The organism is Jeotgalicoccus sp. S0W5, from assembly GCF_011634875.1.
In the GTDB taxonomy this organism is placed as follows: domain Bacteria; phylum Bacillota; class Bacilli; order Staphylococcales; family Salinicoccaceae; genus Jeotgalicoccus; species Jeotgalicoccus marinus.
In genome coordinates, this window is sequence record NZ_SIRQ01000002.1 from 92,266 (window position 1) to 103,480 (window position 11,215).

The 11,215-nt window shown below is 35.2% G+C and carries 13 protein-coding genes and 1 riboswitch; of the genes, 8 read left to right on the plus strand and 5 right to left on the minus strand.

Annotation, left to right across the window (positions count from 1 at the left end):
• Nucleotides 1-38: 38 nt before the first annotated feature.
• Nucleotides 39-467: a pyridoxamine 5'-phosphate oxidase family protein gene (locus tag EYB29_RS01265; RefSeq protein WP_026865929.1), complete on the minus strand. Its 429-nt coding sequence runs from the start codon at nucleotides 465-467 to the stop codon at nucleotides 39-41.
• 127 nt (nucleotides 468-594) lie between these two features.
• Between EYB29_RS01265 and EYB29_RS01270 the strand changes: the two genes are divergently transcribed.
• The 7 genes from EYB29_RS01270 to EYB29_RS01300 all read left to right on the plus strand — a co-directional run bounded on the left by EYB29_RS01270 (nucleotide 595) and on the right by EYB29_RS01300 (nucleotide 7,047).
• Nucleotides 595-858 carry a 4a-hydroxytetrahydrobiopterin dehydratase gene (locus EYB29_RS01270; protein WP_035855308.1) on the plus strand — a complete coding sequence of 88 codons (264 nt, stop codon included), beginning with the start codon at nucleotides 595-597 and terminating at the stop codon, nucleotides 856-858.
• Between the two features lie 60 nt (nucleotides 859-918).
• The gene (locus tag EYB29_RS01275; RefSeq protein WP_026865931.1) at nucleotides 919-2,415 is read left to right on the plus strand and encodes a pyruvate kinase; all 1,497 of its coding nucleotides are present in this window, start codon (nucleotides 919-921) and stop codon (nucleotides 2,413-2,415) included.
• Nucleotides 2,416-2,427: 12 nt separating this feature from the next.
• Nucleotides 2,428-2,841, plus strand: a complete 414-nt coding sequence (locus EYB29_RS01280; RefSeq protein ID WP_026865932.1) for a 6-pyruvoyl trahydropterin synthase family protein — start codon at nucleotides 2,428-2,430, stop codon at nucleotides 2,839-2,841.
• A 52-nt stretch (nucleotides 2,842-2,893) separates the two neighbouring features.
• Nucleotides 2,894-2,984: riboswitch (TPP riboswitch) on the plus strand.
• A gap of 60 nt (nucleotides 2,985-3,044) precedes the next feature.
• Nucleotides 3,045-3,626: an ECF transporter S component gene (locus tag EYB29_RS01285; protein ID WP_026865933.1), complete on the plus strand. Its 582-nt coding sequence runs from the start codon at nucleotides 3,045-3,047 to the stop codon at nucleotides 3,624-3,626.
• The gene (locus EYB29_RS01290; protein WP_240921807.1) at nucleotides 3,586-5,037 is read left to right on the plus strand and encodes an ABC transporter ATP-binding protein; all 1,452 of its coding nucleotides are present in this window, start codon (nucleotides 3,586-3,588) and stop codon (nucleotides 5,035-5,037) included. Before EYB29_RS01285 ends, EYB29_RS01290 begins: the two co-directional genes overlap by 41 nt.
• Nucleotides 5,027-5,818 carry an energy-coupling factor transporter transmembrane component T family protein gene (locus tag EYB29_RS01295; RefSeq protein WP_166626332.1) on the plus strand — a complete coding sequence of 264 codons (792 nt, stop codon included), beginning with the start codon at nucleotides 5,027-5,029 and terminating at the stop codon, nucleotides 5,816-5,818. Before EYB29_RS01290 ends, EYB29_RS01295 begins: the two co-directional genes overlap by 11 nt.
• Before the next feature lie 146 nt (nucleotides 5,819-5,964).
• Nucleotides 5,965-7,047 (plus strand): MGDG synthase family glycosyltransferase, encoded by a 1,083-nt coding sequence (locus EYB29_RS01300; RefSeq protein WP_166626333.1) that lies wholly within the window; start codon nucleotides 5,965-5,967, stop codon nucleotides 7,045-7,047.
• 53 nt (nucleotides 7,048-7,100) lie between these two features.
• On the opposite strand, the gene EYB29_RS01305 is transcribed toward EYB29_RS01300, so the two are convergent.
• On the minus strand, nucleotides 7,101-8,060 hold the full coding sequence (locus tag EYB29_RS01305) for a hypothetical protein (RefSeq protein WP_166626334.1): 960 nt from the start codon (nucleotides 8,058-8,060) through the stop codon (nucleotides 7,101-7,103).
• Nucleotides 8,061-8,080: 20 nt separating this feature from the next.
• A complete protein-coding gene (locus tag EYB29_RS01310) occupies nucleotides 8,081-8,629 on the minus strand; it encodes a helix-turn-helix domain-containing protein (protein WP_026865937.1) in 549 nt (182 codons plus the stop codon).
• Nucleotides 8,630-8,866: 237 nt separating this feature from the next.
• Between EYB29_RS01310 and isaB the strand changes: the two genes are divergently transcribed.
• Nucleotides 8,867-9,436 (plus strand): immunodominant staphylococcal antigen IsaB family protein, encoded by a 570-nt coding sequence (gene isaB / locus EYB29_RS01315; RefSeq protein ID WP_026865938.1) that lies wholly within the window; start codon nucleotides 8,867-8,869, stop codon nucleotides 9,434-9,436.
• A gap of 47 nt (nucleotides 9,437-9,483) precedes the next feature.
• Here isaB and EYB29_RS01320 read toward each other — a convergent pair whose 3' ends face one another.
• A complete protein-coding gene (locus EYB29_RS01320; RefSeq protein ID WP_166626335.1) occupies nucleotides 9,484-10,380 on the minus strand; it encodes a DMT family transporter in 897 nt (298 codons plus the stop codon).
• An 81-nt stretch (nucleotides 10,381-10,461) separates the two neighbouring features.
• A complete protein-coding gene (locus tag EYB29_RS01325) occupies nucleotides 10,462-11,145 on the minus strand; it encodes an AraC family transcriptional regulator (RefSeq protein ID WP_166626336.1) in 684 nt (227 codons plus the stop codon).
• Nucleotides 11,146-11,215: the final 70 nt, after the last annotated feature.

The window sequence follows — 11,215 nt, forward strand, 5'->3', positions numbered from 1 at the left end:
TTCTCATAGTTTGTATGCCCTGTAAGAATAAATCTAAACTATATATCTTCGATATCAATTTCTACTTCATCAAAATTCTTATCTCTCATAATCTTTATATAATTAGGTTTCACTTTAAGGGCAACCAGATTAGGATTATTTACAGATCCAAAAAATTCTTCATCCGCTTCTTCCCAAATATTTTCTATTACTTCTTGGTCCTTTACTATTTCCACTGATCCTGTTATTTCTACAAACGCGTGTTTTTTCTCATCATTAAACCCTAACAATACATGGACGTTAGGATTATCAATCAGCTCCTCGTATTTTCTTGACTGATCATTTGTTTTAGCATAAAGGGTTAAACCATCGTTATAAAACCACATGTAACGAGAGTCTGGAATATTGTCCTTAGCAGTTGATAATACGCCTACTTTTGATTCTTCTAAAATTTCTTTAATACGTGTCGTTATCTTTTCTATATCCATTTATATCACCCACTTTATGTAGTTAGATATCCTTTACCACATGGTAAACATATTAAATCATTTTGGATTTTTATATTTAAATATGGGTAAATAATAAATAGATAAATTATAAACGGGAGGTATTAACATGAATATAAAAGAAGAAGCAGAGCAGTTGGAAGGTTGGACTCTTGAAGATGAGAAGTTAATTAAAAAATTTAAGTTCGAAACATTCCCTGAAGGCATAGACTTCGTCAATAAGCTTGCAGAGTATGCAGAAGATGTACAACACCACCCAGGTATCAGAATTAATTATTCGACGATTACAGTTGTTTGGACTACATTCTCAACACACGAACTCAAGGAACGTGATATAGAAGGTGCCAAAGCAACAGATGAAATATATATATAAAGATCGGCTGTCCGGTTAATGAATGGCCGGGCAGCTTTTTCACCTTTAAGGAGGTTGATCATGAACGAGGAAGCAAAAAGGATACTTGAAGATGTAAAATCGTTGAAAGTACAAGTGCTAGATGATGGCCAAAAATTGCTAGACCAGTGGTCCGAATCTAACACAAGAAGTAGCTATAGTGACAGTCTTCGAAATTTAGCATATTATATGGCGTTCAGGCAGTACGATCATCGAGAAATCCAAAATAATTTAATCCCTTGGGGCGTTTCTTCTCTTGGACGCATCGAGCCCCATGTTTTGTCAAACTTAGATTCAGTAATTAAAACCTTAGGTTATATAACAGGCCATGAACAAGATGATGTTTCTTATCCAGAATATCAAGATGGCGAAAATCGATATAGCATGCTTAAACATAATACTGACCTTTTGCTTGGCAAAGGCCCTGAAATCAGGCAATCACAAATCATGGTGACTATGCCAAGTGACGCAGCAACAGACTATCAACTTGTAAAAGACCTTATAGATTCAGGCATGAATACAGCCCGTATTAATTGTGCCCACGATGACAGTAGTGTTTGGAAGAAAATGATTCACAACATAAAACAGGCGGCTAAAGAAGGGAACACAGAATGTCGTATTCTGATGGATATTAGCGGTCCTAAAGTTCGCATTAAAAATCTACTTACTTCCAAGAGAAACCCTAAATTGAAAACCGGTGAATCATTCCTCTTATCTAATGAAGATGCGATGACTTTACCAGCTAACATTGAAATTGCAGTTAACACTTCAGTACCCGAAGTCCTTAAAAATATTGATGTTGGGCAACTGATTAAGATTGACGACGGTCAAGTTGAGGCTAAGGTAACAGAGGTTCTTGACTCAGGCCTAATTTTAAAAGTGACTAAAGTAACTAAAGAAAATGGCGTTAAAATTAAGACAGAGAAAGGCATTAATTTCCCAGATGTAGATATCGATTTAAACGTCTTAACAGAAAAAGATTTAGTAGACTTAGATTTTGCTAGCCAACATGCCGATTTGATCGCTTTTTCCTTCGTTAAATCAAAAGAGGATATGGCTTTTATCGAATCGGTATTACAGGATAAGCTCCCTGATGACAATAAAGACATGCCTATTATTGCTAAAATCGAAACTGTAGAAGCCATAAAAGAATTCCCTAATATCATAGCCGAAGCCGCTTCACACAGACCTTTTGGTGTCATGCTCGCTCGTGGAGACCTCGCTGTAGAAATCGGCTATGAACGCTTGAGTGAAATTCAAGAAGAACTATTATGGATATGTGAGGCTGCACACATTCCAATGATTTGGGCAACTCAAGTATTAGAATCTCTGATTAAGAACGGTATCCCAACACGTTCAGAAATATCTGATGTTGTCGCAGGTGCAAGAGCAGAGTGTATTATGCTAAACAAGGGAGATTACATTGTAGAAGGTGTTAAAACAGTGAATGATATACTGATTAAGAGCGAAGACCATAACTATAAAAAAACAGCAATGTTAAGAGCCCTAAACATATCTAAGGCACTCTTTAATGAGTAAAGGATGAAAACTATGTCAACACTGAGTCATATACAAGCACCAAGCAATTTTGCCTATAAGAAAGAACAGGTCACCATTCATCTCCATTACACATTCACTTGTGATAATCGAATCTTTTTTTCCAAAACACAGTATAAAGATTTACTCAACCACACCTATAGATTGACGGTTGATGTGAACTCACCAATTGATGAGTCCGGTTTAGCGACTGACTTTATGGCTATTGACGCCTTATACCACAATAAAATCCGGCCGCTTTTAGATGGGCAGATATTAAATGAGACGCTAGTAAATATGAATACTACTGCGGAAAATATCGCACTATGGATCAGAGATGAATTTAACAAAATTTTAAAGCCGCAAGATGATTTAATTAAAGTCACCCTATACGAAAGTACGAATCACGGCGTGACTGTTACAAATTAACTTCACAAAAATGTGTAAGTGTACTATGATTGAGATAATCAAATATTGAAATCACCACCACTAGGGGTGCCTGTAAAGGCTGAGAATCACCCTTATCACCTGATCTAGATCATACTAGCGTAGGGAAGTGGCATATTTTTATATGCACACCATTCCGTTAGTGGTGTGTTTTTTTATTTGTAAAAATCACGGAGGTTTATTCTATGAAAAACAGCAATGTTTTAACTTTGACAGACGTATTGATCACAGTTGTCATCGCCTTAGTTTTTGCAGTACTTTATTCTCTCTGGGATGGTGTATATACCGTCTTGCAGCCCCTTGGTTTACACATCAATGAATTGGTCTATGGTATGTGGTTCATTGCTGCAATTGTAGCTTATTTAATTATTAGAAAACCGGGTGTCGCTTTACTTGCAGAATTTGCAGCAGCTTCTGGAGAAACGATCGTTCTGTTACAGTTCGATATCGTCTTAATCATGTATGGACTACTCCAAGGACTGGCATGTGAGATCATTTTCTTACTCTATAGATATAACAGTACTAAGTTATATGTAGCTGTACTCGCAGGTGTAGCAGCAGCCTTATCAACAATTCCGCTTGATTGGTATTATGGCTACCTTGGTCATTTAGAAACTTGGAACCTAATGCTGATGCTTATCTTCAGAATTATCAGTGGCGCAATCGTCGCCGGATGGTTAGGTCATAAACTCTATGAAGGTGTAAAAGGGACCGGTGTCTTAAAATATGTTGGTAAAAAACAAAGCGATTCGTCTGATGGTTTTTAATATGACTGATATAAATATCGAAAACCTTAAACTCAAATTCCCTGAGACAGAGCAGCTATTATTTTCAAACATCAATATAAGTGTTAAGAAAGGGGAAAAGGTGTTACTTGTCGGTCCTTCTGGCTCCGGTAAAAGCACCTTACTAAATGTGATGGGCGGATTGATTCCTAAAGTCATTCATACACCTGTAAAAGCAGATTATTTAGATATACCAAATGCTTCAAGCTACGTATTCCAAGACCCTGATGCCCAGTTCACCATGCCAACCGTTGAAGAAGAACTTGCATTTATCCTAGAAAACCAGAGGATTGCTCCTAGTCTGATGAACAACATGATGACTAACGCTTTAAAAAGAATTGGACTAGACGTACCTTTAGACTTATCAATTAATCAACTATCTGGTGGGATGAAACAAAAGCTATCTGTTGCTGCAGCACTCCTACAAGAACCGGACACTTTATTTTTAGATGAACCAACAAGCATGTTAGATGATGATTCTGCAAAAAATCTTTGGGAAACGATTTTATCTATTTGGTCCGACCTAACTGTTGTGATTGTAGAACACCGAGTTGAATATATTTGGGATAAGGTCGACCGTGTCATCCTAATGAATGATGATGGAGAAATTATTCTCGATAAAGATCCAAAATTTGTACTAAGTCACCACGTTGACTTACTTAATGAATACGGCGTCTGGCATCCAATGTCGTGGAACCAAGCACCACAATTTGTACAAAGTAATAAAGACGGAGCGCCTTTATTAGAAATTAGAGATATGAAAATAGACAGACGCGGCATTGATATACTTTACATTGATCATTTACACATAAGGTCTCGGCAATGGCTTACATTAGAAGGTCCAAATGGTGCGGGTAAATCAAGTTTTCTTAGTGCATTGATGAAGTTGATTCCCCATCAAGGACAAATTATCTATAAGAATAAGCTTGTAAAGAAAACAAAGGATATCATCGGAGATGTCTACCCAGTTTTTCAAAATCCAGAACTGCAATTTATAACTCATAGAGTTTATGACGAAATATATATCAATATGGAACACCGATATGATGAGAATCTAGCAAAACAGAAGACAGAAGATATTTTAAAAATGTTTTCGCTAGAACATTCTGCCCATCTAAATCCACTAGAATTATCCACAGGGCAAAAGAGACGCTTAAGTGTGGCAACAGCATTAGGTGGCATACCTGATTTGTTGTTATTAGATGAGCCGACTTTTGGACTGGATCAAAAAAACACGTTCTTTATGCTGGAACTTTTTGATGAATTGGTTAAAGCTGGTACAACAATAATTATGATTACCCATGACGTGAATATTCAAACGCGTTATCCATCCCGTCGTTTAGAAATTCTGGATGGCATGATCCTAGAAAAGGACACACACAATGTTCGATAGCATTAAGAATAACGATACTTTCGTTCATAACGTTAACCCAGTTACCAAAATTATCGCAGCTGCTGCACTTTTTGTGATTGTCGTCTTTACTCATAACCCGAATACCTTGCTTTATTTTGTATGTATAATGGCGATACTATTGTTTACCTTAAGTGGTATCCAATGGCGTTATTTATGTATTCTATTAGGCGTTATTTTAGTGTCCGGTTTATTATCCAGCACCTATATGATTCTATACGGACAGGGCGATACAACCTTATTTAAATTAGGTATCATCCATGTTACAGAAGAGAGTTTTATCCGTGGTATTCATATCACCATGAGAGGCGTTATTTTATCGTTATTTGGCGCATTAGTAATCTTCACTTTAAAGATTACGGATGTATTTTATGCTTTGATGATTCATTTCAAAATAAAGTCAAAATATGCCTATTCTTTTATGGCAGCTATCAATATGATTCCATTAATTTTCTCAGAATATGTACAGTTAAGACGTGCTAGAAAAGTTCGTGCACCTTTAATAGATAAGAAACGGATTCCTGGTTTTAAAGGACTAAGAATGACAATCGTTACCTTGATGAGCCAAAGTATACGTCGAGCATATCGCCTAGGTATTGCTATGGAGTCCAAAGGGTTCAGTGATAATCAGAGAACCTACTACCGACAAACAACTTTTTCCTTTAATGATATATTCTTTGTCATTACTATTTTAATCGCTCTATTAATCTCATCGTATTTAGGCATAAACTACCCTATCTTTAATACTAGTGATGCAAGATAAATCCCTTTGAATTTTAAAAGGGATTTTTACTATTGTTAAGAGTTTATTTATTTTTCAATAATTCTTTTATCTCATGATATTATTTAAGTGAAAAATATGATTCTTACTGCACTCTAGTTCATTACATTATGTGGGGGAATATAATAATGTCTAAACTTAAAGTACTTGTGATCACTGGCTCTTTTGGTAACGGTCATCTAATGGTAAGCAATACTTTAAACAAGGCGCTCAATGACTATGATATCGACGTTGTAACACACGATCTTTATTTAGAGGCTCACCCTTTATTAACCCGACTTATTAAAGACTGGTACTTAAAGTGCTTTACTCACTTCAAACCGACCTACAAGTTTTTCTATTATGCCCGTCAGGAAAAACTAAACACTTGTTTCTACAAAAAATATGGTTTAGCTTATTTAAAAAATATAATTGATAAGCATAATCCAGACCTCATTTTAAATACTTTCCCAACACCTGTTTTAAGTCTCATTAAAGAAGAATTCGGCCTAGATATCCCAATTCATACAGTGATTACAGATTACTGTGTGCACAAAAATTGGGTAATTAATAATACTGATGTCTATTATGTTGCTACAGAAAAAATGAAGGGCGACTTAATTAAAAAAGGTGTTTTACCTGAGATGATCAAAGTCACAGGTATTCCTATCAGTAAAGAATTCAAGATTAAAACTGACAGGAATGCTTGGCTAAACAAATTCAACTTATCAACAGACAAAAACACTATTCTCGTGTGTACAGGTTCGCTCGGCCTTCTAAAAGGGTTTAAGAAGTACGTGAAGAAAATAGCTACTAAAAATGATAATCAAGTCATCATTATCTGTGGTAAAAACGATATTTTAAGAGAACAACTTAAATTAGAATTTCACAACTATAAGAATATACTCATCATTGGCTATACAACAAATATGAATCATTGGATGTCATGTGCAGATATCATGATTACAAAACCTGGAGGCATTACCCTAACAGAAGCCCTAGCGACTGAGACACCTGTAATCCTATATAAACCGACTCCTGGCCAAGAGATGGAAAATGCTCTGTATTTCCAAGAAAAGAAATTAGCCCTTGTTGCAAACAATCGAAAAGAACTAAAAGAATATACAGAGCATTTACTAGCTGATAAAAATTTCATCCATTCGATTAAAACGGAGATGCGTAGAGTAAGAACTGCTAGTTCAGCTGAATCCATCATAGAAAATCTTGTTTAAATATAAATGAGAGTGCCGTACGTTCAATATCAGAACATACAGCTCTCTTTTGTCTATATTATTCTTTGAATTGCATTGATTAGAAGCTTGTTTTCTCTTTGACTCGGTAACCATATCCTTTTCCTTAAGAGATTATCTAATATTGTTTCATCACCAGTTTTAAAGTACTGATAGACTTGTCCAAATACAACATATAAACTCGTATTCACTTCATTAAATATCTCAACTTCTTTATCATCAATTTGATGTCCATCGGCTGCTTTATATAACAATTGAAACGCTTTGATAAGCTTATAATTCAGCGTCTCAGAATCGTGAAGTTCAGTTTGATACACTTGTGTAATTTCATTACTATCCACATGACGTTCAACCCACGCAATGTTACTCGCATAAGTAGAAATAATATCTCGATCTCTATCAAGCTCTTCTAAAATACGTGTACTACTAACTTCAGAATCATAAATATAGTTCATAGAGTCGTAGAATTTCAGTTCATCATTTTTTCCACGTAATAAGTTCCAAATGCTTTTACCATCTGCTGCAAATGGATTTAGACCAGTAACGACACCAATAATTATGTTCATCCATATAGCAAAATTTAAAATATAGCTATCTAAACTAAAGAGTTGATCGATTAATAACGGGACTAACACTGAAATTAAATTGAATATGAACCCCCCTGAATTCAGCCAGATTATATCATGCTTTGTAATATGACCTTTTCTTAACGGTTTATAGGCAAGCATTGCACCAAAACTAAAGTACATCGGAACCTTAAAAAAGTATCTGCCATTCATATACATTCCGAGTAAACCAGAAATAAATGCAATTCTCATACCTCTACATTTAGCAATAAAACAATGGCCAAGTTCATGAAAAATAACAGTAGCCATCCAAACAGTAATAAGTAAAGCGATCAATATGCCATTTAAGTCAAAAAAGAGGTCAGCCAATGGTAGCACAAGATAAATGATTAAAATTACAATTAGATTACTTGAAAAGAAATTCATCATGAATCATTCCTTTTTTAGAATTAGGAGGAAAACATGAGAAAGCTAATCAATATCACAATAATAAGTAGAATAGGAAAGGTAAGGTAGGTGATGACAATATCACTGAAACGTTTCTTCTTTTTAATGTCCTTACCATCGTAAAAATCAATTAACTGACGGTAGGTATATATACCTTCTTTACGTTTTAGAATCTCAATGGGTATAGAAGCACCAATCGCAAGTATATACAATACAATAGACGTGATTAATAACACACGATTGTCCAAAAGCATTGCAGGAACAAATAAGAAGGCAGAAACGATTGCCGAAATTAACATGATATTAGACCAAATTGTCCATTTCTTTTGCTCAGTTTTATCTCGTAAATACTGAATATCTCCTTTAATTAATTCATCAACTGAAACATCAAACAAGATACTAAGCATCATTAAATTATGCACATCTGGGTAACTTCGATTATTCTCCCAGTTCGAGATTGTTTGACGTGAAACAAAAAGTTTTTCAGCTAAGTCTTCTTGAGAGTAACCATCTCGATCTCTAAATTTCTTAATCTGCTTATTAAGTTCCATTTAGTTTTCTCCTAATTTCAAAGTAATTATCTTATAACAATATTAACACCAATCGTCTTTTACATTTTCAAAATACAGTGTCTAAATACTTTTACATACTAAATATATCGCAATTATAACGCTATATGTTATAATATAATGCATAGCATTATTTTTAATTTTACCCCTTGTCATTTGCAGTTATAGAATAAATATGTCAGACTCAAAGTTCGGAATCTATTTTTAGGAGATGAAGACATGAACATTCATAAACTAGTTAAAGTTCTTGCTTCTGCTGGAATTGCAGCTACAGTTGTCACAGGCTTACAAATCGATAATGAGATTAACACCAATAACACAATACAAGCCGCTGAAAAAGAAAACAGTAATACCAATTATAAATACCAAGGTGATACTGGCTTTGGTGATGGGCAATTCCTTTTAAATGATGCCTTTACTAAGACATTAGAGGAAGATGGTACACTTGCTTTTAATGGTCATGAAATTGAAGCTTCTAAAGCAGATTATGAGAAAGTTAAAGATGAACAATCTGAGTTTGTAGAAGAAAATGATCAGAAGTTTACTGTACGTGGGGATAGTGTAACTAAGGTTGTTTTCCCTATACAAGATGAGCAATTAGAAATCGATGATATCATCGATTCATACGGTGATGACTACGAACTTATTGAGCATAAAAATAAACCATACGACACCTATGTATTTAAACTTGGTGATCAAGAAGACGAAGATGAAAAGAGTGTGATTGCCTTTAACGTAGAAGATGATTATGTCGTCCAAACTGTAATTGGCTACAGCAGCTCATATTAATATTCAAAAAGGATCTCACGAGTGAGATCCTTTTTTGTGTCATTCGTTTATACATTTGAATATTCCGCTTCAAAACGCTTAGATTTCTTTACAGTGGATAATATTAATACTCCAATACCTAGAAGAACAAGGATAAGACCAAACCAAGATAAAGGTGACATCGCTTCACCCAACATAAACACACCTAACATTGTTGCAGTCAGAGGTTCTGCTAGGGATAAGGTTACAGCAGTTGATGAATCAACATTAGCTAACCCTCTAGCAAACATGAAATAAGCGATACCTGTTACAATGACGCCTAAGTACAAACCAGTGATTAATCCATCAGATGTGAAAACCCAAGTCGCATGGAAGATAAATAAAAATGGCGATAACATCAATCCACTAATCGTAAATACTACTGCCACAGCAGGTAGGGCTGGAATACTAGAAACGACTTTCTTATTTATTATTGTATAGCTTGCAAAGCTCAATCCTGCACCAAGTGCGAGTAAAATCCCTCTAGGATCTACTTGGGTCGTACCTTGATTCGAGAATAGAAGAATCACTCCAACGACTGATAGTAGGGTGGAAATCCACCATGTTTTGCTTGGCTTCTTTCTTAAAATTATCATCTCAATTAAACCTGCGAGAACCGGAGAACTACCTATGGCTACGACTGTCCCAATCGCAACACCTGTTAAAGATACAGCTGAAAAAAAGAATGGCTGAAATAGTGCCATACATAAAGCTGCACCAATGACTATTTTATATGGAATTTCATTAAGTCTTAGTCTTCGAGTGGCTAAGACTAACATTAGCAAGAATCCTCCACCTATAAATAGTCTGACTGCACCGATCGAAATGGGATGTACCTCACTAGGTGCTAAGGCCTGTGCAGTCCCAGCCGTACCCCAAAGAATCGCTGCGAATAATATGAGCAGTGGGCTCAAAATTTTAATCATATTAATCACCTCATAGAATTTCTATTACGAGTATCATATCTCGTTACATAGAAACTTTCCTTACAGTTTTAAACATATGATTTATCTTTTCTTAAGCTCTTTAAAAGCATGAGGTGACATGCCTTGTGCCTTTACGAACCAGCGTGTGAACGACGACACATTATCATAGCCAATTTCTCCCGCAATTCGTGTGATAGTCCAAGATGAGAATTGTAAGAGTCTTTTAGCCTCTAATAAGCGCAATTCATCTAAATACGCTTTTACACTTTTCCCCGTTTGTTTTTTAAACCACTTCGAATAGTATGCAGGATGATAATTTTCCTCAGCAGCCAACCTTTCAATACTGACCCTATCTTTATAATTTTTATGAATGTAATCAATAGATTTTGGTGTAGTTGTATCTAACTTATCCACTACATAATTGGTTAAATTTGCAATCGCATTATTTGCTGTTTCGTTCATTAATAATTGTTTTACTGATGCCCACTGCGTATTCATCTCAACATACATATCTCTCGTTTCACCTGGTAACATATTATTTGGAATATCCAAGACTAAAAACTCATTCTGATCAGTTGAGTGAAAGGTATGTTTACTTTTTGGAGCTAAATAGTAAACATAGTCTAGTGTTAGTTTCACCTGTTGCTCAATCGTCTTTAAATCCATTGAGCCATACAAAGGAAATAATAGCTGTCCATGTTCGTGAAAGTGTGATGTGACGTCATTCGTGTAAATTCTTTTCTCACAGGTAATATCTAAAGTCATGGTCCTCCCCCTTTATTACGAACAAATCTTGCGCTTTGTTTCATCAAATCATAATTGAACAATAAACACC

What these genes read in the sequence shown, in the direction of transcription:
- EYB29_RS01265 (WP_026865929.1), bottom strand. Translation starts at nt 467, where the DNA reads ATGGATATAGAAAAGATAACGACACGTATTAAAGAAATTTTAGAAGAA.
- EYB29_RS01270 (WP_035855308.1), top strand. Translation starts at nt 595, where the DNA reads ATGAATATAAAAGAAGAAGCAGAGCAGTTGGAAGGTTGGACTCTTGAA.
- EYB29_RS01275 (WP_026865931.1), top strand. Translation starts at nt 919, where the DNA reads ATGAACGAGGAAGCAAAAAGGATACTTGAAGATGTAAAATCGTTGAAA.
- EYB29_RS01280 (WP_026865932.1), top strand. Translation starts at nt 2,428, where the DNA reads ATGTCAACACTGAGTCATATACAAGCACCAAGCAATTTTGCCTATAAG.
- EYB29_RS01285 (WP_026865933.1), top strand. Translation starts at nt 3,045, where the DNA reads ATGAAAAACAGCAATGTTTTAACTTTGACAGACGTATTGATCACAGTT.
- EYB29_RS01290 (WP_240921807.1), top strand. Translation starts at nt 3,586, where the DNA reads ATGTTGGTAAAAAACAAAGCGATTCGTCTGATGGTTTTTAATATGACT.
- EYB29_RS01295 (WP_166626332.1), top strand. Translation starts at nt 5,027, where the DNA reads ATGTTCGATAGCATTAAGAATAACGATACTTTCGTTCATAACGTTAAC.
- EYB29_RS01300 (WP_166626333.1), top strand. Translation starts at nt 5,965, where the DNA reads ATGTCTAAACTTAAAGTACTTGTGATCACTGGCTCTTTTGGTAACGGT.
- EYB29_RS01305 (WP_166626334.1), bottom strand. Translation starts at nt 8,060, where the DNA reads ATGATGAATTTCTTTTCAAGTAATCTAATTGTAATTTTAATCATTTAT.
- EYB29_RS01310 (WP_026865937.1), bottom strand. Translation starts at nt 8,629, where the DNA reads ATGGAACTTAATAAGCAGATTAAGAAATTTAGAGATCGAGATGGTTAC.
- isaB (WP_026865938.1), top strand. Translation starts at nt 8,867, where the DNA reads ATGAACATTCATAAACTAGTTAAAGTTCTTGCTTCTGCTGGAATTGCA.
- EYB29_RS01320 (WP_166626335.1), bottom strand. Translation starts at nt 10,380, where the DNA reads ATGATTAAAATTTTGAGCCCACTGCTCATATTATTCGCAGCGATTCTT.
- EYB29_RS01325 (WP_166626336.1), bottom strand. Translation starts at nt 11,145, where the DNA reads ATGACTTTAGATATTACCTGTGAGAAAAGAATTTACACGAATGACGTC.